A 22,067-nucleotide genomic window follows, 5' to 3' on the forward strand; every position below is an offset into this window, starting at 1 on the left:
ACTTATGGCAAAGATCATCGCTTTCGACGAAGAGGCACGCCGTGGCCTCGAGCGTGGCCTCAACACGCTGGCCGACGCCGTCAAGGTGACCCTGGGCCCGCGCGGTCGCAACGTCGTGCTCGAGAAGAAGTGGGGCGCCCCCACGATCACGAACGACGGCGTCTCGATCGCCAAGGAGATCGAGCTCGACGACCCGTACGAGAAGATCGGCGCCGAGCTGGTCAAGGAGGTCGCCAAGAAGACCGACGACGTCGCGGGTGACGGCACCACCACCGCCACCGTCCTGGCTCAGGCGCTCGTGCGCGAGGGCCTGCGCAACGTCGCCGCCGGCGCCGACCCCATCTCGCTCAAGAAGGGCATCGAGAAGGCCGTCAAGGCCGTCACCGACGAGCTCCTCTCCGCCGCCAAGGAGGTCGAGTCCAAGGAGCAGATCGCCGCCACCGCCTCGATCTCGGCCGCTGACCCCGCCATCGGCGAGCTCATCGCCGAGGCCATCGACAAGGTCGGCAAGGAAGGCGTCGTCACCGTCGAGGAGTCGAACACGTTCGGCACCGAGCTCGAGCTCACCGAGGGCATGCGCTTCGACAAGGGTTACATCAACCCCTACTTCGTCACCGACCCCGAGCGCCAGGAAGCGGTCTTCGAAGACCCCTACATCCTCATCGCGAACCAGAAGATCTCGAACATCAAGGACCTTCTGCCCATCGTCGACAAGGTGATCCAGGAGGGCAAGGAGCTCCTCATCATCGCCGAGGACGTCGAGGGCGAGGCTCTCGCGACGCTCGTGCTCAACAAGATCCGTGGCATCTTCAAGTCGGCCGCCGTCAAGGCTCCCGGCTTCGGCGACCGTCGCAAGGCGCAGCTGCAGGACATCGCGATCCTCACCGGCGGCCAGGTCATCACCGAAGAGGTCGGCCTCAAGCTCGAGAACGCCACCGTCGACCTGCTCGGCCGTGCCCGCAAGGTCATCATCACCAAGGACGAGACCACTATCGTCGAAGGTGCCGGCGAGTCCGAGCTCATCGAGGGTCGCGTCACGCAGATCCGTCGCGAGATCGAGAACACCGACAGCGACTACGACCGCGAGAAGCTCCAGGAGCGCCTCGCCAAGCTCGCCGGCGGCGTCGCCGTCATCAAGGCGGGCGCGGCCACCGAGGTCGAGCTCAAGGAGCGCAAGCACCGCATCGAAGACGCCGTGCGCAACGCCAAGGCGGCCGTCGAAGAGGGTGTCGTCGCCGGTGGTGGCGTCGCCCTGATCCAGGCCGGCAAGAACGCCTTCGGCTCGCTCGAGCTCGTCGGCGACGAGGCCACCGGCGCGAACATCGTCAAGGTCGCCATCGAGGCTCCGCTCAAGCAGATCGCGCTCAACGCCGGTCTCGAGCCCGGTGTCGTCGCCAACAAGGTCGCCGACCTGCCCGTCGGACACGGCCTCAACGCCGCGACCGGCGAGTACGGCGACCTGTTCGCACAGGGCATCATCGACCCGGCCAAGGTCACGCGCTCCGCGCTGCAGAACGCCGCGTCGATCGCCGGCCTCTTCCTCACCACCGAGGTCGTCGTCGCCGACAAGCCCGAGAAGGCCGCCGCTCCCGCGGGCGACCCGACGGGTGGCATGGACTTCTGATCCACGCCTGACGTCTGAGAACGCCCCCTCCTTCGAGAGGGGGCGTTCTTCGTGTGCGGGTGGTCTTCGGGCGGCGCCTCATCGCTCCCCGGATGGGCGCGCGTCGCCGGCGCGCTGCAGTCCGCGAGCGGAGGGGGTTCCGGGACGAGAGGACGCGTCCGCATCGGTGGTCCTCCGCCGCCCGAATCCCCTCTCCCGCCGCCCGCACGCGAGGAACCCGAGTGGTCGCGTCTCGTCAGGCGTCGGGCCTGAAGCCCTCGGGGAGCCGCTCCAGCGGCTGCGTCTCGATCAGCGCGTGCTCCTGGGCATCGCGGCGATCCGCGAGGGGCAGCGAGACGCGGAAGGTCGCACCACCGCCGGGGGTGTCGACCACCTCGACCGTTCCGTGCAGCAGGTCGACGATGGATGCCACGATCGACAGGCCGAGTCCGGAGCCCCCCGTCTCGCGCGTGCGAGAGGTGTCGGCGCGCCAGAAACGCTGGAAGATCTGATCGCGGATCTGTTCGGGCACGCCCTCGCCGTGGTCGATGATCTCGATCCACCCCATGTCGCGTTCGACGTCGACGCCCACCCGGAGGCCGATGGGCGAATCGTCGGCGGTAAAACGTCGCGCGTTGCCGAGGAGGTTCGCCACCACCTGGCGCACCTTGTTCTCGTCGCCGAGCACGATGGGCGCGGGTCGCGGCGGGGTGCGCACCACGCCGGCCGGTGGGGTGGGGGAAGCGGTCGGCGCGGCCTCCACGGGCGCGGGCGTCGTCTCACCGGCATCCTTCGGCTTGCGCCGCAGACGCGACAGCGTCGCGCCCGCGATCGCCATGGCCGACGTGCTCGGTGCGGCACGGCGGCGGTTGGCCGCGCCGGCCGGGTCGCCCCCGGCATCCAGCAGCGGATCGAGGCTCATCGTGGGCAGGACGATCTCGTGGCGCGAGGTCGTGTCATCGACCGTCACCTCGCGCTGCGGCGACGTCACGCGCAGGTCGAGGGCGGCGTCGCGCGCGATCGGACGCAGATCGAGCGCGATGATCGTCACGTCACGTCGCTCGTCGAGGCGGGCGAGGGCGAGGAGGTCTTCCACGAGCGCGCCCATGCGGATGGCCTCCTTCTCGATGCGCTCCATCGATTGGGCGACGTCCTGGTCGGAGCGGATCGCGCCCATGCGGTACAGCTCCGCGTAGCCGCGCATCGTGACGAGGGGAGTGCGCAGCTCGTGACTCGCGTCGCCGATGAACCGGCGCATCTGCCGCACGGTGGCATCCCGTTGGCCGAGCGCGCCGTCGATGCGGGCGAGCATCGCGTTGATGGCGGTCTTGAGCCGGCCCACCTCGGTGTCGGGAACGATGTCGGTCAGCCGCTGGCTGAAGTCGCCCGCCGCGATGTCCATGGCCGTCGTCTCGACCTGCCGGAGGTTGCGGAAGGCGAGCGTCACCAACCATCGGGTCAGCAGGGCGGTCGCGATCAGGATGAGCAGCGCGACGAAGGCGTAGATGCCGATGTAGGCCGTCACGATGCGATCCGTCGGCGCCAGCGGCTGGATCACCATCTGGGTGTACACGCCGGGGCTGCCGTTGACCTGCAGCACACCGACGCGGGCGAGGAAGTGCTGACCCGACTCACCGTCGTGCAGATCGATGCGCCGATCGATTTGACCGTAGGTCTGCTCGACGGTGAAGGTGGAGGGCAACTGGGGGAGCGCCTTGGATGCCGTGCCGTTGTAGAACGCCTTGCGTTCGCCGTCGGGGCCGTACACGACGACCATCGACCCGATCTGCGGGGCGTTGTCGATCTGCGAGAAGACGATCTGGCCGTCGGCGGGCGTCATCGTGAAGACGCTGTCGGCGATGTTGCCCGCCGCTTGCTGAGCGAGCTGCTCGTCGAGGTTGTTCACCAGGGTGGTGCGCAGGAACACCATGGTGCCGATACCCGCCGTGAACAACCCGATCGCGAGCAGCACGACGGTCACGCCGGTGACCTTGGTGCGAAGGCTCAGTCCGCGCCACCAGCGTGTGAGGGCATCGTCGGGATGCGACAGGGGGACGCCTTTCGCTCAGGCGGTCTTGCCCGACTTCAGCATGTAGCCGAAGCCGCGCTTGGTCTGGATCAGCGGCTCGGAGGAGTGGGGATCGATCTTGCGGCGGAGGTACGAGATGTAGCTCTCGACGATCCCGGCGTCGCCGTTGAAGTCGTACTCCCAGACGTGGTCGAGGATCTGCGCCTTGCTCAACACGCGGTTCGGATTGAGCATGAGGTAGCGCAGCAGTTTGAACTCGGTGGGGCTGAGGTCGATCGACACGTCGCCCACGCTGACGTCGTGGGTGTCCTGGTCCATGGTCAGCTCACCCGTGCGGATGACGGACTCCTCGTCGGCCTGCATCGTGCGGCGCAGGATCGCCTGGATGCGGGCCACGATCTCGTCGAGGCTGAAGGGCTTGGTGACGTAGTCGTCGCCGCCGGCGTTCAAGCCCTCGATCTTGTCTTCGGTCTCGTCTTTGGCGGTCAGGAACAGGATCGGCGCGGTGTAGCCGGCGCCACGCAAGCGCTTGGTGACGCTGAACCCGTTCATGTCGGGCAGCATCACGTCGAGCACGATGAGGTCGGGTTCTTCCTCGAGCACGGCGGAGATCGTCTGCGCGCCGTTGGCCACGGCTCGCACCTGGAACCCGGCGAAGCGCAGGCTCGTGATGAGCAGGTCGCGAATGTTCGGTTCGTCGTCGACGACGAGGATGCGAGGTGCTGTCATGCCCTCATTATCGTGAAGCGACCCAGCAATCCGCTGGATATGGAACCGATGGGCGCGCCCTGCTATGGGTCACGCGGCGGCGGCGTCGATCCCGTCGGCATCCAGGATCGTGTAGGAGTAGCCCTGTTCGGCGAGGAAGCGCTGGCGGTTCTGCGCGAAATCCTGGTCGACGGTGTCGCGGGCGATGAGGGTGTAGAAGCTCGCCGTGTGGTTCGACTGCTTCGGCCGCAGCAGGCGTCCGAGGCGCTGGGCTTCTTCTTGCCGCGACCCGAAAGAGCCCGACACCTGGATGGCGACGGAGGCCTCGGGCAGGTCGACCGAGAAATTGGCCACCTTCGACACCACCAGAAGGGGGATGCTGCCGTCGCGGAACCCCTGGAACAGCTCCTCGCGCTCGGGGATCGGGGTGGCTCCGGTGATCTGCGGAGCGTCGAGGGCTTCGGCGAGCTCGTCGATCTGATCGAGGTACTGCCCGATGATGAGCACACGCTCGCCCGGATGCCGCTGGACCAGGCGCCGCGCGACATCGATCTTGGCGGGGGCGGTCGCGGCCAGTCGATAGCGGTCCTCGTCGGCGGCGGCGGCGTATTCGAGACGCTCACCCGCGGGGAGGTCGATGCGCACCTCGTAGCAGGCGGCGGGGGAGATGAAGCCCTGCGCCTCGATCTCCTTCCACGGGGCGTCGAAGCGCTTGGGGCCGATGAGGCTGAACACGTCGCCTTCGCGGCCGTCCTCGCGCACGAGCGTGGCGGTGAGGCCGAGACGGCGCCGGGCCTGCAGGTCGGCGGTGAGCTTGAACACCGGGGCGGGCAGCAGGTGCACCTCGTCGTACAGCACCAGGCCCCAGTCGAGCGCGTCGAGGAGGGCCAGGTGGGCGTACTGGCCTTTCCGCTTGGCGGTGAGGATCTGGTACGTCGCGATGGTGACGGGCTTGATCTCCTTCACCTGCCCGGAGTACTCGCCGATCTCCTCGGGCGTGAGCGTCGTGCGGCGCAGCAGCTCGTCGCGCCACTGGCGGGCGCTGACGGTGTTGGTGACGAGGATGAGCGTCGTCGTGCGAGTGTCGGCCATGGCGCCCGCACCCACGAGCGTCTTGCCCGCGCCGCAGGGGAGCACCACGACGCCGGAACCGCCCTCGGAGAAGGAGTCGACCGCCTGTCGCTGATAAGGGCGCAGGCTCCAGCCGTCTTCGGCGAGATCGATCGGGTGGGACGTACCGGGGGTGTAGCCGGCGAGGTCTTCGGCGGGCCACCCGATCTTCAGCAGCTCCTGCTTGATGTGGCCGCGCGCCCAGGCGTCGACGAGGTAGCTGTCGGGGGTGGGGTGGCCGATGAGCAGCGGCGCGATGCGCTTGTTGCGCGACACCTCGCTGAGCACCGCGGCATCCGACGACCGCAGCACGAGCTCTTTGGCGTCGTTGCGTTCGATGACCAGCCGGCCGTACCGATTGACCGTCTCGCGGATATCGGTGCTGACGGATGCGGGTACCGGGAAGCGCGACCACCGGTCGAGGGTGTCGAGCATGGCGTCGGCGTCGTGACCGGCCGCGCGGGCGTTCCACAGACCCAGGCGCGTGATGCGATACGTGTGGATGTGCTCGGGTGCGCGCTCGAGCTCGGCGAAGACCGCGAGCTCGTGCCGCGCCGTCTCCGCCTCGGGGTGGGCGACCTCGAGGAGGACGGTGCGGTCGCTCTGCACGATCAAGGGGCCGTCGGACATAGCGTTCGAGTCTACCGGGGTCGGGGGCGGGCCGGCCGACCATGTGGGTGCGGGGGGTCAGTCGACGGGGGTGACGCCGTCGATGTGCGACAGCGGAAGCGTCCTCTCGACGTCGGCGCCGCGATCGCGACCGCGCAGGCGCCCCCCGCCGAGTCCGGTCGCCTCCAGGCGGAACACGCGCGCCGAGCCGTCGGGAAGGCGCACCGTGACGTCGATGACGGCGCGGGCGCGCACGGCCTGGTCGAGCTCGCGCTCGAGCCACGCGGCATCCGAGTCGCCCACGCCCTCTCGCAGGCGCTGCAGCAGGTCGGTGTAGGTGTCGAGCGGGTCGGAGACGGGCCGAGGGTCGGCGGCCAGCTTCGCCCGCACCAGTGCGCGGGGACGCCCGTCGGGGTCGACGGCCAGCGCCGGGTAGTGCGCGTCGGTCAGCGCCCAGAACACCACGTCGCTCGAGACGTGCGAGACGAGCTCGTCGTCACCGGTGCGCGAGAGGGCGATCGAACGCAGCGACTGATCGACCTCCATCGACCGTAGGAGCGTCTCGTCGTCGGTGACCACGCGCGTCAGGAGCGTCGCCGGATCGCTCGACACCCGGACGCGCCCGTGCTCGGCCGAGGTGCGCTCGATGACGTACGCCAGCGGCTGCGGGAGTCCGGTCAGCGAGATGCCGGTCAGGAACTCGCGGAGGGACTCCGCCGTATCACCCGCCGTGATGGCGGCGCCGATGGAGGCGGCGCTGAAGCGGTAGCTGGAGGCCTGCGCGCGCGATTCGCGCACGGCCATCGACCGCAACCGCACGTCGAGGTGCGGGGCGAGCGGCCCCGGAGCGATGGCCGTCAGGTCGTTCTGCAGGTAGACCCGGTCGACCTCGGGGGGGAGGAGTTCGCGCAGTGCCGTCGTGTCGACATCGCCCCCGCGCGCAAGCGGTTCCGCCCACGGGGTGGTGCGACCGGCGGCGTCGATCAGGCCCCAGCGCGCGAGCCGCCGCGTCCACAACGCGGCGCGGTCCGGGCCCTCGGGGTCGAAGGGCGTCGCCCCGGCCCACTGCTCGACGGGGATCCACCCGCCGTCGGCCGCGCGATAGGCGCGGGGAAGGGCGTCGCGCAGCGCGACCGCCGTGCGTTGCCACCGCTCGAGGGTGGGCAGGCGCAACCACTCGCGACCGGCCGACGACACGAGCCACGCACGGTCGTTCGCGCCCAAGAGGCCCACGTCGGCCGCGAGGCCCACGAGCAGGTCGGCGTCGGCGGGGGTGGAGACAGCACCCGAATCGACGAGCCGGCGTCGCTCCGTCGCCCCGAGCGAACCCGACCCGATGCGCCCGAGCGGGGCTTCGAGCGTCTGCATGAGGATGTCGGCCACGGAGGCGGCGTAGGTGAACGCCGCCTCGGACGCGGCGGCCGTCTCGACCGCGGCGGGCGCGGGCACCGGTGCGGTGGCATCCGGGATGCCGTCGGCCAGCGCCTCGCGCACCGCGTCGGCCGTGCTCGGGAACGGCAGACCGTCTTCTCCGACGAGCGCACGGGAGACGAGATCATCGCGTGCGGGGCCGGTCGCGGGGATGCCGTCGAGTGCGGCGACCAGGGCGTCGGCCTCGCGACGCGTCAGCGCGGGCAGGGCGCGGGCGAGCGAGGCGGGCTCGAGCAACGACTCTGCGGCGTCGAACATGTCGCGCCACGCGACCGACGGCGGCACCTGGCGATCGGCGAACAGGCGTGCGAGCTCACCGTCGGAGCGCGCACCCAACGAGACCGCCAGAGCGCGTTGAGCGGAGGTCTCGGGCACGTCAACGAGCCTTGTTGGCCCGGGCCCTTCGGACGAAGCTCATGATGAGCACGGCCAGCAGGCAGCCGAACGCGACGGGGGGCGTGACGAGGACGAGCAGGCTCACCACCGGCCAGACACCGGATGCCAGGTCGGCACCCGCGGTGGAGCCGATGATGATGGCGAAGAAGCACACGAGCGCCAGCACCAGCAGCCCCAGCGACATGAACGCGAGGATGCGGTCGATGCGGCGGACGGGAACGTCGTCGCCCGGCGTGCGGCCGCCGGAGGTGCGGGTGCTCATCGGCCTCAGCCTACTGCCTGGCGCAGGTGCCGTAGGCTGGAAGACCGGGATCCGATCGGTTCCCGCGTTCCGCCGCGCGATCGCGCACACACTCAGCGAGGTACCCATGCCCACCGGCAAGGTCAGGTTCTACGACGACGAGAAGGGCTTCGGCTTCATCAGCACCGATGACGGCCAGGACGTGTTCCTGCACGCCACGGCTCTGCCCGCCGGAACCCCCGCGCCCAAGGCCGGGACGCGGCTGGAATTCGGTGTCGCCGACGGCAAGCGCGGCCTGCAGGCGCTCTCGGTGCGCATCATCGACGCCCCCGTGAGCCTGTCGAAGCGCTCCCGCAAGCCCGCCGACGACATGGCGATCATCGTGGAAGACCTCGTCAAGCTCCTCGACGGCATCGGCGGTGACCTGCGCCGCGGCCGGTACCCGAGCGGTCCGCACGCGCAGAAGATCGCGGCCGTGCTGCGCAAGGTCGCCGATGACTTCGAAGCCTGAGCAGGGCCCCGACGAGCGTCTTACCGGCGCCCACGATCTGGCGCTCGCCGCACTGCACGAGATCACGCCGGCCGACACCGTCGGCCCCGCGGCCGGGTACACGGCCGAAGACGACGGCGTGGTGTCGTTGCGTTTCCACACCCGTCTGTCGGGCTACCCCGGGTGGTTCTGGACGGTGAGCGTCGCCGTCGTCGACGACGCCGAGCCGACCGTGCTCGAGGTCGAGCTGCTGCCCGGCGACGGAGCCCTGCTCGCCCCCGACTGGGTGCCGTGGGCGACCCGTCTGGCCGAGTACCAGGCGGCGCAGGCGGCGGCGGTCGCTGCCGACGACGACGACGACGATGATGACGAGGACCTCGACGACGGGTCCGACGATGATGACGACTCCGACGACGATGACGACTCCGACGACGATGACGAAGACGAGGCGGACGAGCCCAAGCCGCGGTTCCACGCCGGCGACCTCGACGGTGTCGACATCGACGAGCTCGACGCCGATCGGGGCGACGGCACGCTCGACGACGAATCCGACGACGACGAGTCGGAAGACGACGAGCTCGACGATGACGACGACGATCTCGACGAACACGACCGCAGCTACTGATCTCTGAACGACGAAGGCCGTCCCGCGCGATGCGGGACGGCCTTCGTCGTTGCGCGTCAGGCGCCGGGCAGGTGCTCGATCGTGTAGTCGATCGCGCCGATGAGGCGGCGCACGTCGGCCGGCTCGATGGAGACGAACGTGGCGACGCGCAGCTGGTTGCGACCGAGCTTGCGGTAGGGCTCGGTGTCGACGATGCCGTTCGCGCGCAGGCTCTTGGCGATGGCGGCGGCGTCGATGCTGTCGTCGAAGTCGATGGTGACCACGACGGGGGAGCGGTCGGCGGGGTCGGCGACGAACGGGGCCGCGACGTCACTGGCATCCGCCCACTCGTACAGCGCCGACGACGACTCCGCGGTGCGGGCTCCCGCCCACGACAACCCGCCGTTGTCGAGGATCCACCCGAGCTGCTCGTCGAGAAGCAGCAGGGTCGCCAGGGCCGGGGTGTTCAGCGTCTGCTCGAGACGGGAGTTGTCGACGGCGTTCTTCAGGCTCAGGAACTCGGGGATGTAGCGGTCGGATGCCGCGATGCGCTCGATGCGCTCGACGGCGGCCGGCGACACGGCGGCGTACCAGAGCCCTCCGTCGGAGCCGAGGTTCTTCTGCGGAGCGAAGTAGTAGACGTCGGCCTGCGTCACGTCGAAGTCGATGCCGCCGGCGGCGCTGGTGGCATCGATGACGGTGAGCGCCCCGGCATCCGCATGGACACGCTCGACCGGGGCGGAGACGCCGGTGGAGGTCTCGTTGTGCGGCCATGCGTAGACGTCGACGCCCTCGACGGCCTCGGCCACGGTGCGCGTTCCCGCCTCGGCCTTTCGCACATCGGGCGCCTGCAGCCAGGGGGCGGCCGCGGCGGAGGCGAACTTGCCGCCGAACTCGCCGAAGACGAGGTTCTGGCTGCGGTTCTCGATGAGGCCGAAGGCGGCGGCATCCCAGAAGGCGGTCGATCCGCCGTTGCCGAGGATGATCTCGTAGCCCTCGGGCAGACGGAACAGCTGCGACAGGCGCTCGCGCGTGCTGGCCACGAGGTTCTTCACCGGCGCCTGGCGGTGCGAGGTGCCGAGGATCGAGGCTCCACGGGTGACGAGGGCCTCGAGCTGCGCACCGCGCACCTTCGAGGGGCCGCACCCGAAGCGGCCGTCGGCGGGCAGGAGGTCGGTGGGGAGTTCCACGTGCGGCATGGGACCGATTCTAGGGTCCCCGCCCCGTCGCTCCTGCGCCGATGTCGGAGGGGGTCGGTAGGCTGGAAGCACTTGCCGCGCGACATCGAGGACCTTGAATGACCGATCTGATCGACACCACCGAGATGTACCTGCGCACGATCCTCGAGCTCGAAGAAGAGAAGATCGTGCCCCTGCGCGCGCGCATCTCCGAGCGTCTCGGCCATTCCGGTCCCACGGTCTCGCAGACGGTCGGACGCATGGAGCGCGATGGGCTCGTCGTCGTCTCCGAAGACCGCCGGCTCGAGCTCACCGACGACGGGCGTCAGAAGGCCGTCGACGTCATGCGCAAGCACCGTCTCGCCGAGCGGCTGCTGAGCGACGTCATCGGTCTCGACTGGGCTTACGTGCACGACGAGGCCTGCCGGTGGGAGCACGTCATGAGCGAGCAGGTCGAGCGCCGCCTCGTCGAGCTGCTCGGTCACCCGACCGAGTCGCCCTACGGCAACCCGATCCCCGGCCTCGACCAGCTCGGCGACGCCGCCACCGCCACCTTCGACGACGGCGTGGTGGGTCTTGTCCGCCGGCTGACGGATGCCGGGGGCCCCATCACCGGCACGATCCGGCGCCTGGCTGAACCCGCGCAGGTCGACCCCGAACTGCTGCAGCAGCTCAAAGCGGCCGGCGTCCTCCCCGGCAAGCGCGGCGACTACCGCTTCAACGAGGGGTACGTGCTCGTGCAGATGGACGGCGTCGACGAGGGGCTGGAGCTTCCCGTCGAGGTGGCCTCGCACATCTTCCTCGTCGCCGACAGCTGATCCGCGTCCGAGGGCAGCCCGGGTATTCGCCGAGGACCGCTGACCGAAGCGTGACTTGTTCGTTATCTTCCGGTAGCCTTCAGGAGTCCACAGGCTGGAAGCCCGCCGTCGGACCCCTCGCGGTTTGCCTCACCGGCTCGTCGTCCGCAGAGGGCCTAGCCCGCACATCGTGCCCCCATGATCGAGTGCTGACGAGCCAGCGTCCCCGAAGACGCAGAGGCGCCGGAGGAACTTTGGCTGAACACACCGATCCCGCTGCGGACCTACCCGAGGTCGCCGTGACGGGCCCCACCCGAAAGAGCGTGCGCGCCGCCGTCGCCCGAACGACGACGCACACCGCTCGCCCCGCGACCGCCCCGGTCGCATCCACTGCGGCCACCCCGGTCGCCCGCACCGCTCCCGCTCCGCGCTCCTCGTCTTCCCGTTTCGGCAAGCCGCTGCGCAGCGCGGTGATCCTGTCGATGGTGGCGGGCCTCGTGGCCACGGTCGCCATCCCGGCTTATGCCGCGACCATGCCGGCGGCCGAGACCATGACGTTGCAGCAGATGTCGGCGGCCGACAACCAGTCGCTGGTCGTCGCGTCCGACGCCACGGCCGAGACGCTCGATCGCAGCAGCTACTCCGCCACCACCGCGGAGGAGATCAAGAAGAAGAAAGACGAAGAGGCCGCGGCCGTAGCGGCAGCCGCCGCTGCCGAGCGTGCACGGCAGGCGGCGACCACCGCCAGCACCACCGTGTCGTCGATGGATCTCACCATGACGGCGCCCGGATCGGGCGAGGTGCGCTGGCCGCTGACCAGCTACGTCCTCGGTCGTGGACTGTGGGACTCCGGTTATCACCAGGGCGTCGACCTGCTCGCCCCCGGCGGGCAGCCGATCTTCGCCGCCGCCGCCGGAGTCGTGAGCATCTCGCAGGAGAGCTACGGCGGATACGGCGTCGCCATCGTGCTCGAGCACGTGATCAACGGCCAGAAGGTGTCGACCACCTACGGCCACATGACCTACGGCAGCCGTGCGGTCCAGGCGGGACAGACCGTCGCCGCGGGCCAGCTGATCGGCCTCGTGGGCTCGACGGGCAGTTCGACCGCGAACCACCTGCACTTCGAGGTGCACATCAACGGTTCGGTCGTCGACCCCTACGCCTGGCTCCAGCAGAACGCGGGCTGAGTTCTTCCTCGAGACGGCGTGCCGGAGGACATCGTTCTCCGACACGCCGTCTTCTGTTTCCCTGCCGGCCTGACCCCGGGCGTGTTGCAGTGGGTTAGCCTGTCAGCGACGTCGGAAGAACCGGAGGGAACGCCGATGAACACCAGTCCGCGCATCCGCACCATGGATGCGCTCGGGCTGCTCGTTCTTCGGCATCGTGAGTTCGGATGCCGCGGCCCCGCCGCGCGTTCGAAGGCGCTGTCTGCCTAGACAGCGCCTTTTTTCATCCCTCCGCGCCTGCCGTCGTCGCTGGTCGAACATCCGAGAAGCCGTCTCGGCCATTCGAGAGGAAGACGTACATGCGCACACTGGTGCTCAACGCGGGCTATGAGCCCCTCGCCGTCGTGTCGTTCAAGCGGGCGCTCGTGCTCGTGATGAACGAGAAGGCCGTCGTCGTCGAACGCGTCGAGGAGGACCCCGTCTGGGCCGCCGCCGGCACTTTCGATCGTCCGGCGGTGATCATCCTGACCCGCTATGTGCGGGTACCGGGTGCCCGGCGCGTGCCCGTGACACGACGCGGTGTCCTCCGCCGCGACGGTCACCGCTGCGGATACTGCGGCAAGGCGGCATCCACGATCGACCATGTGCTGCCGCGCTCGCGCGGAGGCAAGGACACGTGGGAGAACCTCGTCGCGTGCTGCCTGCTGTGCAACAACGTCAAGGGCGACCGCACGCCGCAGGAGATGCGCTGGGAGCTCCGGCTCGTGCCCGCCCCTCCTCGCGGCTCGTCGTGGACGGTGCGCGGCGTCGACAAGAGCGACCCGCGATGGGAGCCGTACCTGGCGCTGGCTGCCTGAGCGTACGGGCGTCTTCTGCGGCATCCGGGTGTTCGGCGTGCTCGCAAGCCGGCCCGATGCCTCCGCACACCGCCTCCGACGCCGATGTCGGAGGTCGATCGTATCTTCGACCCACAGGGATTGAGGGAATAGAACACATGTTCTAACCTGTGGGAGTGAGGGCGATCGTGAGAGACCAGGTACAGGCCGTACCCGACATCCATGTGCTGCGCGATCGCCTCGAGCGCATGCAGGGGCGCCGCATGGACGCCCCCGTGCTGCCGACGCATCCGGCCTTCTCGTCGCTGCTGCCCGGTGGCGGCCTCCGCCCGGGGTCGGCGTATGCGCTGGCCCGCTCGGCGTCGCTGCTGCTGGCGCTGATGGCCCGTCCCTCGCAAGACGGCGCCTGGTGCGGGGTGATCGGCATGCCCGAACTGGGGGCCGAAGCCGCAGAGAAATACGGTCTCGACCTCGACCGGCTCGTCTTCATCCCCGACCCGGGTCCCCGGTGGCTCGCGGTGACCGCGACCATCACCGAGGTGCTCCCGGTCGTCGCCGTGCGCCCGCCGGTGGGCTCCACGGCGGCACGCGGGGGAGCCGAGACGACCCGTCTGGCCGCGCGCTTGCGCGACCGCGGATCGGTGCTGCTCGTGCAGGGCGCGTGGCCGCAGGCCGAGGCGGTGATCGACGTGGCCGACCCGCAATGGTCGGGGCTCGGCCAGGGGCACGGCTACCTCGCCGGTCGCGAGCTCACGGTGTCGGTCAGCAGCCGGCGCTCGCCGAACGCCCGACGGGCACGCATGCTGCTGCCCGCCGCCGACGGGTCGATCGAGCTGCTGGGCGCCCCCGCCGAACGCCTCGTGCCGCGCGAGCGCGACGTCTATCCGGTGCGGGCGGTGGGCTGATGCAGGCGCCCACGCGCAGCCTCGTGCTGTGGTTCCCCGACTGGCCGATCACGGCCTTCGCCCACGAGGCCGTGTCGGCCCCGAAGCCGGATGCCGCGGTGGCGGTGTTCGCGAACAACATCGTCGTGGCGTGCTCGTGGACCGCTCGGGCACAGGGGGTGCGTCGCGGACAGAAACGCCGCGACGCACAGGCGCTGTGTCCGACGTTGCAGGTCGTGCCCGCCGACGCCGTGCGCGATGCACGGGCCTTCGCCCCCGTCGTCGCGCGCGTCGAAGAGCACGCCCCCGGCGTGCAGGTGGTGCGCCCGGGGCTGTGCACGCTGAAAGCGCGGGGTCCGGCCCGGTACTACGGGGGAGAGCTCGAGGCGGCGCGCATGCTTCTGCGACTCCTCGACGACGACGGCTTCTCCGACGTGCGGGCGAGCGTCGCCGACGGGGTCTTCACCGCCGAGCAGGCGGCGCGATCGGCACAGGCCGACGCCCCCGTGCGCATCGTGGGGCCGGGAGAAGCGGGCGCATTCCTGGCGCCCCTGTCGGTGGCGACGCTCGACGACGACGAGTTCGCAAGCCTGCTCTCGCGCCTGGGCGTGCACACCCTCGGTGAGCTGGCCGCGTTGCCGGTCGAGCGGGTGCGCGAACGCTTCGGTGCCCGGGGCGTGCGGTTGCACGCCCTGTCGGGAGGGCTCGACTCGCAACCGGTGCAGCCCCGCACCCCTCCGCCCGAGCTGCACCGCGACGTCGCCTTCGAGCCTCCCCTCGAGCTGGCCGACCAGATCGCCTTCGGTATGCGCGTGGCGGCTGAGGAGTTCATCGACCGGCTGGGTGCCCACGATCTCGTGTGTACCGAACTGCGGGTCGTCCTCACCGGCGAACGGGCAGAGCGCAGCGAGCGCGTCTGGCTGCATCCCGGGTCGTTCGACGCCGCCGCCGTGGTCGACCGGGTGCGCTGGCAGCTCGCCGAAGACGCGCAGGGCATCTTCGGCAGCGGCGTCGCGGGCGTGCACATCGAACCCGAGGCCGTGGATGCCGCCGCCCACCACGCCAAGGGGCTCTTCGGCGCCGGCCCCGATGAACGCGTGCACCACGCGCTGTCGCGCGTGCAGGCCATGCTCGGGCATCGCGCCGTGGTGACACCGGTCATCGGCGGCGGGCGGTGGCTCGCCGAGCGACAGGTGAACGTCCCGTGGGGCGACCGGGCCGTCACGGCGAAAGACCGTACGCGGCCCTGGCCCGGAAGCCTTCCCGACCCGCTGCCGGCCACCGTCTACCCCGAGCCGCGGCTGGTGGGCGTGACCGACATCGCGGGCGCTTCCGTCACGGTGGGGGAGCGCGACGTGCTGAGCGCCCCGCCGGCGGTGCTCGAGACGGCCGGGCAGCGACGCCGCATCCGTGAATGGGCGGGGCCCTGGCCGATCAGCGAGCGCGGGTGGGATCCGCTGCGCGCACGCCGCGCGCATCGGTTCCAGGTGGTCGACGCCGATGGAGGGGCGTGGCTGTTGGTCGTCGAAGAGGGCGAGTGGCGGGCGGAGGGGCGGTATGACTGAGCGCGCGATGTCGGCGTCGCGACGGCCGTCGGCGCACGCGCCCGGCGGAGGGACGACGTTCTCGGCGTCCGGCACATTCCGTGCCGTGACAGCGGTGCGCGTCGCCGCCCGAGCGGGAACGCCTCGGGTGGTGTCGGTCCCGCGTGGCGAAGCGGGGGTGCGCTGATGGGATGGACGAACCCGCCCGTGAAGTGGTCGGAGCTCGAGCGACTGCTCAGCGACGCCCGCCGACCCACCGGCGCCCCACCGAACGGCGACGGCGGCGACAGTCCTGCCTGGTCGCACAAGCGCGGCGCCTACGTGCCGCCGTCGATCGATCGGCCGGTCGAGACCGTTCCCTACGCCGAACTGCACGCGCATTCGTCGTACTCGTTCCTCGACGGCGCCTCTTCGCCCGAAGAACTCATCGAAGAGGCCGAACGTCTGGGTCTGCACGCCCTCGCCCTCACCGACCACGACGGCTTCTACGGCATCGTGCGCTTCGCGGAAGCGGCCGAAGCGCGCACCGTGAAGACCGTCTTCGGGGCGGAACTGTCGCTGGGACTCTCCGGACCGCAGAACGGCGAGGCCGACCCCGAGGGCTCCCACCTGCTGGTGCTCGCCCGGCAGGAAGAGGGCTATCACCGCCTGGCCGCCGCGATCACGCACGCGCAGCTCACCGGCGCCGAGAAGGGGCGCCCCGTCTACGACCTCGAAGATCTCGCCGAGCGAGCGGGCGGACCCCGCGACCCGCACTGGGCGGTGCTCACCGGATGCCGCAAGGGTGCGGTACGGCAGGCGCTGGCATCCGAGGGGCCGGCGGGAGCCGCGCGCGAACTCGACACCCTCATCGACCTGTTCGGTGCCGAGGCGGTCTACGTCGAGTTGATGGATCAGGGCGATCCGCTCGACTCCCGCCGCAACGACGTGCTCGCCGCCCTCGCCGCCGAGCGGGGGCTGCCGACCCTCGCCACCAACAACGTGCATTACGCCGCCCCGCAGAAAGAACTCCTCGCCGCGGCCGTGGCGGCGGTGCGTTCCAACCGCGGACTCGACGAACTCGACGGCTGGCTGCCCGCGCACGCCGGCGCGCACCTGCGCTCGGGTGTCGAGATGGCGGCGCGGTTCGCGCGCTACCCCGGCGCTGTCGCGCGCACGGTGACGCTCGCCGACGAGCTGGCCTTTCCGCTGCGCCGGGCCAAACCCGCGCTTCCGAAGCAGAAGGTCCCCGAGGGGCACACGCCGATGTCGTACCTGCGGCAGCTGGTGTGGGAGGCCGTACCCCGCAAATACCCGAACCTCTCCGACGACGACCGGCGCCGCATCGAGCGCGAGCTCGGCGTCATCGAGATGAAGGACTTCCCGGGGTACTTCCTCATCGTCTACGGCATCGTCGCCGAGGCCCGCCGCCGCGGCATCCTGTGCCAGGGGAGAGGGTCGGCCGCCAACAGCGCGGTCTGCTACCTGCTCGACATCACGGCGGTCGATTCGATCTTCTACAAGCTGCCGTTCGAGCGATTCCTGTCGAGTCTGCGCGACGAGGAGCCCGACATCGACGTCGACTTCGATTCCGATCGCCGCGAAGAGATCATCCAATGGGTCTATCGGGAGTACGGGCGCGAGCGCGCGGCACAGGTGGCGAACGTCATCCAGTACCGACCCAAGAACGCCGTGCGCGACATGGCCCGGGCGCTCGGGCACTCGCCCGGGCAGCAGGACGCGTGGTCGAAGCAGGTCGAGCGGTGGGGCGCGACGCTCGAGACCGGAGCCGACCACGACATTCCCGACCAGGTCATCGAGTTCGCGTCGGAGCTGTTGAAGGCGCCCCGGCATCTCGGCATCCATTCGGGGGGCATGGTGCTCACCGATCGGCCGGTGGGCGAAGTCGTGCCGATCGAGCACGCGCGCATGGAAGATCGCACGGTCATCCAATGGGACAAAGACGACGCCGCATGGATGGGCCTGGTCAAGTTCGACCTGCTGGGGCTCGGCATGCTCGCGGCCCTGCAGTACTGTTTCGACCTCATCCGCGATGCGACGGGCGAGGTGTGGGAGCTGTCGACACTGCCCAAAGAAGAGAAGGCCGTGTACGACATGCTGTGCCGTGCCGACTCGATCGGGGTGTTCCAGGTGGAGTCGCGCGCGCAGATGGGACTGCTGCCGCGTCTGCAACCGCGGAAGTTCTACGACCTGGTCGTGCAGATCGCGCTCATCCGCCCCGGTCCTATCCAGGGCGGTGCGGTGCACCCCTTCGTACGGCGCAAGCTCGGACAGGAGAAGGTCACCTACGTGCACGAGAAGCTGCGCCCGGTGCTGGAGCGCACGATGGGCGTGCCGGTGTTCCAGGAGCAGCTCATGCAGATGGCCGTCGCCGTCGGCAACTGCTCCGCCGAAGACGCTGATCTGCTGCGTCGCGCGATGGGGTCGAAGCGCGGGCTGGAACGCATCGACTCGCTGCGCGAGACGCTCTACACGGGCATGGCCGAGAACGGGCTGGTCGGTCGTGTCGCCGACGAGCTGTACGCCAAGATCCAGGCGTTCGCGAACTTCGGCTTCGCGGAGTCGCACTCGCTGTCGTTCGCGCTGCTGGTCTACGCCAGCTCCTGGATCAAACTGCACTATCCGGCCGCGTTCCTCGCGGGGCTTCTGCGCGCCCAGCCCATGGGGTTCTACTCGCCCGCGACCCTCACCGCCGACGCCCGGCGGCACGGGGTGGTGGTGCGCCGGCCCGACCTGCTGCGGTCGGGGGTCGAGGCGACGCTCGAGGCGGTCGAAGCGGGGGAGGGTGACGAACGTGCGTCGGATGCCGCGGGGGCGCCGGGCGACGCGGCGATGGATGCCGGGGCGGCGGGCGCCGGGGTGGCGGGCGATGCGGCGATGGGTGCCGGGGTGGCGGGGGCCGGGGTGGCGGGCGACGCGGCGATGGGTGCCGGGACGGCGGGCGCCGGGGCAGCGGGGGCCGGAGTGGCAGCGGGGGCCGGAGTGGCAGCGGGGGCTGCGGATGCCGGAGCGGCGGGGGACGTCGAAGAGGGGGATGCCGTCGAAAAGGATGCGAAAGGAGGGGGAGGACGCCGGGGAAGGGGGCGGCCGACCGGACTCGACGCGTGTGCGCACCCGGAGCAGCCCCCGACGGGCGACTTCGACCCCTCCGAACCCGATGAGACCCTGGCGCACCGGCGGGATGGCGGGTTCGCCGTGCGTCTCGGGCTCGCCGGGGTCACGGGCATCGGCACGAAGGTCGCCGAGCGCATCGTCGCCGAACGCGAGCGCGGTGGAGCCTACCGCGACCTCCGCGACCTCGTACGCCGCACCGGCCTGGTCACCGCGCAGCTCGAGGCGCTCGCCACAGCGGGGGCTTTCGAATGCCTCGGACACACGCGGCGCGAGGCGATCTGGCTGTCGGGGTCGGCGGCGATGGACCGCGCCGAGTTCCTCCCCGACTCCCTCGTCGCCGTGCAGCCGCCGTTGTTCACCGACCCGTCGAGTTACGAGATCCTCGCCTCCGACCTCTGGGCGACGGGCCTGTCGGCCGACGATCATCCCCTCACCCACTTCCGGGCGGCGCTCGATGCCCGGGGAGTGCTCACCTCGCGCGAGCTGCGCACGTTCGAGACCGATCGACGCATCGAGGTGGCCGGCCTCGTCACCCACCGCCAGCGGCCGGCGACGGCATCCGGGATCACGTTCCTCAACCTCGAGGACGAGCACGGCCTGATGAACATCATCTGCTCGGTCGGCGTGTGGAACAGGTACCGACGGGTCGCCCGAGAATCACCCGCGCTCATCGTGCGCGGCATGCTCGAACGCTCCGTCGAAGGCGTGACCAACGTGGTCGCCGACGGTTTCACCGATCTGCGGGTGGGTGTTGCCCACGCGTCGCGGGACTTCCGATGAATCACCCCGATCGCGAGTCGAGGCCGTACGTCTCCGAGAGTGACGACGGGTGCCCGGCGCCGGCGTCACTAGACTCGGGCCATCTCGCCGGTTCCGCACCAGACAGGGGAACGACATGACCGACACGCCCACTCCGCCCGACGGCTGGTACCCCGACCCCGCGGGTGGTGGCGGCCTCCGCCGATGGGACGGTCAGTCGTGGACCGACGAGGTGCGCGCCGTGGACGGCAGCGCCCCGCTTGCCTCGCCCGAGGGCGAGCGCGAGCGCAGCGACGGAGGCGGCTTCGGCGGCGATCTCGATTCCGCGGCCGCTGAGACGCACCCAACGGAGCACAGCGTGACCGACGCGGAGCAGTCGGAGGACGGCGCGCAGTCCCCGGCGCTCGCCGCCGACGCGACCGCCGCCTACGCCGAGCCCGCGTCCGCCGAGCCCGCGTCCGCCGAGCCCGCGTCCGCCGAGCCCGCGTCCCCCGAGCCCGCGCCTGCCCCGCGCGCCTCCGCAGAGTCCGCGTCCGTCGACGCCGCGTCACCGGCTGCGCACGACGGCGCAGCGCTGATCACTTCCTCGACGCCCGGCGCGACCTCGGCCGCTGCGCCGTACGGAGACGACGCGGGCACGGCATCCGGATCTTCCGACCTGGGCGACGAATCGACGTCCGGCTCGTCCGACACGCGGTCGAGCACCGATTCGTCCTCACCTGCCGCGCCGGCATCCGCATCGGGTTCCGCCGCGGTGACTCCCGACGCCGATCCCGACGCCGGTCCCGCCGCGGCTTCTGCCGCACGCCCCGCCGCGAGCTCCGCCGCCGCGCCCGCCGGCGCCGCCGCTCTCGCTGCCGCCGTGGCGAGCGCACCCCCCGCATCACCGACGAGCGCGCCGGTTCCGCCCGCGTACTCGACCACCCCGGCATCCGCGAGTGGTGCCACCCCGCCGGCCTATGCGGGTGCACCGGCGTACCCGGGAACGACTCCCACCGCTGGTGGCTATCCCAGCGCGCCGAGCGTCGGCTACGACACCGCGCCGCGGCGCGACATCCCCACCAACACGGTCTGGATCTGGTTGCTGGTCGCCCTGCCGTTGGTGAGCGTCGTGAGCCTGTTCGCTTTCGACTGGGGGTCGTACATCCGGGAGTCGGTGTACGCCGAGCTGTACGCCGACCCGTTCGCGTCCCCGTCGACGGCCGGCGTCGTCCTGACCGCCGTGTCGTCGGTCCTCAGCATCGTGCTGTTGGCCGCCACCGTCCTGTTCGCGTTCCTCGACTGGCGCGCCTTGCGCGCTCGCGGCATCGAGCAGCCGTTCCATTGGGCGTGGAGCTTCTTCGTCCTGCTCATCGGCAGCGGCCTGGTCTACATCATCGGCCGCAGCGTCGTCGTGCGCCGTCACACCGGCAAGGGGCTCGCTCCGCTGTGGGCGGCGATCGCGGTCACCGTCGTGACCTGGATCATCGTCAGCATCTGGGTCGTCATGCTGCTGGCGTTGGTGTTCTCGCTCGTGCAGGAATTGCAGTACACCTACGGGTGAGTGCGGGCGCGGGCGTCGCACCGTATCGCGGCGCCCGGCCGGCGCGGGGCGGTCTGCGTCGGCGCAACGTGTGACGCCCTGTGACGCCACATCTCTCCGGGTGTCGTGATCGCCCTCGATGTCGGTGGACACGCTTACGCTCCTCTGACCGGCGCCAGACGCCGCTCACCCAGGGGAGTCACGCATGTCCGCACCGTCCATCGCTCAGCAGATCGACGACTTCAACACGGGTTTCGAAGCGCAGATCGGTGATCGCCTCGCCGGTGTGTTCGGCGGGGAGCAGGCTGATCTGCGCGGAGCCGGCGTGCCCGATTCGGCGCTCGGCGCCGGCGACGATGCTCCGGATGCCGTCGTCCTCACCGTCGAGGGCGAGCAGACGTCGTTCTCCGCGGCGCGGGGCGCGACGGCATCCGTCGTCGTCTTCTACCGCGGCGCCTGGTGCCCCTACTGCAACATCACCCTGCGTTCGTACCAGCAGGCGCTGGTGCCTGCGCTGCGTGAGCGCGGCGTGCGCCTGCTCGCGGTGTCGCCGCAGACCCCGGACGGCTCGGCGCAGAGCGTGACGAACGGTTCCCTCGACTTCACCGTGTTGTCCGATCCCGGCAACGGCCTCGCCGAGCGGTTCGGAATCGTCACCGAGCCCAGCGCCGCGGCCAGAGCGGCCCACACGGAGCTCGGCTTCGACGTCGCCGACAGCAACGCCGACGACACCGCCCGCATCCCCTTCCCGTCGGTGTTCGTCATCGACGATGACGGCGTCATCCGCTTCGCCGACGTGCACGTCGACTACACCACGCGCACCGAGCCGGAGCAGATCATCGCCGCGCTGGACGAGCTCCGCCGAGCGTAGCGGCGGGGTCTTGCGACCCGCAGCGATGGCCGGCCGCGCAGGTGAGGGGGGAGCTCGTCGCCGGCCCGGTGGCCGATACAGCGCCGGCCGGACGCCCGCCGCCGGGGAAACGGCCGCGGCAGGTCGTAGGGCCGGGCGTGTGGCCGCGGCAGGGCGTACGCCCGCCGTCGGAGCA

The 22,067-nt window shown here is 70.5% G+C and carries 17 protein-coding genes; 11 read left to right on the top strand and 6 right to left on the bottom strand.

What is annotated here, in order from left to right:
* The first annotated feature begins 4 nt into the window (after positions 1 to 4).
* On the top strand, positions 5 to 1,624 hold the full coding sequence (gene groL, locus QE410_RS05110; RefSeq protein WP_058232926.1) for a chaperonin GroEL: 1,620 nt from the start codon (positions 5 to 7) through the stop codon (positions 1,622 to 1,624).
* 235 nt (positions 1,625 to 1,859) lie between these two features.
* Here groL and QE410_RS05115 read toward each other — a convergent pair whose 3' ends face one another.
* The 5 genes from QE410_RS05115 to QE410_RS05135 form a co-directional block, all read right to left on the bottom strand.
* Complete coding sequence (locus QE410_RS05115) at positions 1,860 to 3,533, bottom strand: cell wall metabolism sensor histidine kinase WalK (RefSeq protein ID WP_307334351.1); 1,674 nt, start codon at positions 3,531 to 3,533, stop codon at positions 1,860 to 1,862.
* 135 nt (positions 3,534 to 3,668) lie between these two features.
* Complete coding sequence (locus QE410_RS05120; protein ID WP_307328764.1) at positions 3,669 to 4,361, bottom strand: response regulator transcription factor; 693 nt, start codon at positions 4,359 to 4,361, stop codon at positions 3,669 to 3,671.
* A 69-nt stretch (positions 4,362 to 4,430) separates the two neighbouring features.
* The gene (locus QE410_RS05125; RefSeq protein ID WP_307328767.1) at positions 4,431 to 6,080 is read right to left on the bottom strand and encodes a DNA repair helicase XPB; all 1,650 of its coding nucleotides are present in this window, start codon (positions 6,078 to 6,080) and stop codon (positions 4,431 to 4,433) included.
* A 57-nt stretch (positions 6,081 to 6,137) separates the two neighbouring features.
* Positions 6,138 to 7,865, bottom strand: coding sequence for a helicase-associated domain-containing protein (locus tag QE410_RS05130; protein WP_307328770.1), 1,728 nt, complete (start codon positions 7,863 to 7,865; stop codon positions 6,138 to 6,140).
* A gap of 1 nt (position 7,866) precedes the next feature.
* Positions 7,867 to 8,148: a multidrug ABC transporter ATPase gene (locus tag QE410_RS05135; RefSeq protein ID WP_307328773.1), complete on the bottom strand. Its 282-nt coding sequence runs from the start codon at positions 8,146 to 8,148 to the stop codon at positions 7,867 to 7,869.
* Between the two features lie 106 nt (positions 8,149 to 8,254).
* Here QE410_RS05135 and QE410_RS05140 point away from each other — a divergent pair, with 106 nt between their 5' ends.
* Both QE410_RS05140 and QE410_RS05145 read left to right on the top strand, forming a co-directional pair.
* On the top strand, positions 8,255 to 8,638 hold the full coding sequence (locus QE410_RS05140) for a cold-shock protein (RefSeq protein ID WP_307328776.1): 384 nt from the start codon (positions 8,255 to 8,257) through the stop codon (positions 8,636 to 8,638).
* Positions 8,622 to 9,242 (top strand): DUF3027 domain-containing protein, encoded by a 621-nt coding sequence (locus QE410_RS05145; RefSeq protein WP_307328779.1) that lies wholly within the window; start codon positions 8,622 to 8,624, stop codon positions 9,240 to 9,242. Before QE410_RS05140 ends, QE410_RS05145 begins: the two co-directional genes overlap by 17 nt.
* A gap of 56 nt (positions 9,243 to 9,298) precedes the next feature.
* Here the strand turns inward: QE410_RS05145 and serC are convergent, their stop codons facing one another.
* Positions 9,299 to 10,420: a phosphoserine transaminase gene (gene serC, locus QE410_RS05150; RefSeq protein WP_307328782.1), complete on the bottom strand. Its 1,122-nt coding sequence runs from the start codon at positions 10,418 to 10,420 to the stop codon at positions 9,299 to 9,301.
* Positions 10,421 to 10,518: 98 nt separating this feature from the next.
* Between serC and QE410_RS05155 the strand changes: the two genes are divergently transcribed.
* The 8 genes from QE410_RS05155 (at position 10,519) to QE410_RS05190 (ending at position 21,892) form a co-directional block, all read left to right on the top strand.
* Positions 10,519 to 11,217 (top strand): metal-dependent transcriptional regulator, encoded by a 699-nt coding sequence (locus QE410_RS05155; protein WP_154923875.1) that lies wholly within the window; start codon positions 10,519 to 10,521, stop codon positions 11,215 to 11,217.
* A gap of 233 nt (positions 11,218 to 11,450) precedes the next feature.
* Positions 11,451 to 12,383, top strand: a complete 933-nt coding sequence (locus tag QE410_RS05160; protein ID WP_307328791.1) for a M23 family metallopeptidase — start codon at positions 11,451 to 11,453, stop codon at positions 12,381 to 12,383.
* A gap of 338 nt (positions 12,384 to 12,721) precedes the next feature.
* Positions 12,722 to 13,219 carry an HNH endonuclease gene (locus tag QE410_RS05165; protein ID WP_058232919.1) on the top strand — a complete coding sequence of 166 codons (498 nt, stop codon included), beginning with the start codon at positions 12,722 to 12,724 and terminating at the stop codon, positions 13,217 to 13,219.
* Between the two features lie 155 nt (positions 13,220 to 13,374).
* On the top strand, positions 13,375 to 14,103 hold the full coding sequence (locus QE410_RS05170; RefSeq protein ID WP_373459321.1) for a hypothetical protein: 729 nt from the start codon (positions 13,375 to 13,377) through the stop codon (positions 14,101 to 14,103).
* Complete coding sequence (locus tag QE410_RS05175; protein ID WP_307328794.1) at positions 14,103 to 15,647, top strand: DNA polymerase Y family protein; 1,545 nt, start codon at positions 14,103 to 14,105, stop codon at positions 15,645 to 15,647. Before QE410_RS05170 ends, QE410_RS05175 begins: the two co-directional genes overlap by 1 nt.
* A 165-nt stretch (positions 15,648 to 15,812) precedes the next feature.
* Complete coding sequence (locus QE410_RS05180; protein WP_307328797.1) at positions 15,813 to 19,520, top strand: error-prone DNA polymerase; 3,708 nt, start codon at positions 15,813 to 15,815, stop codon at positions 19,518 to 19,520.
* Positions 19,521 to 19,635: 115 nt separating this feature from the next.
* Complete coding sequence (locus QE410_RS05185; protein WP_307328800.1) at positions 19,636 to 21,042, top strand: DUF2510 domain-containing protein; 1,407 nt, start codon at positions 19,636 to 19,638, stop codon at positions 21,040 to 21,042.
* Between the two features lie 184 nt (positions 21,043 to 21,226).
* Entirely contained in the window at positions 21,227 to 21,892 is a 666-nt protein-coding gene (locus tag QE410_RS05190) for a peroxiredoxin-like family protein (protein WP_307328803.1), read from the top strand.
* Positions 21,893 to 22,067: the final 175 nt, after the last annotated feature.

Source organism: Microbacterium sp. SORGH_AS_1204 (genome assembly GCF_030818935.1).
In the GTDB taxonomy this organism is placed as follows: Bacteria; Actinomycetota; Actinomycetes; order Actinomycetales; family Microbacteriaceae; genus Microbacterium.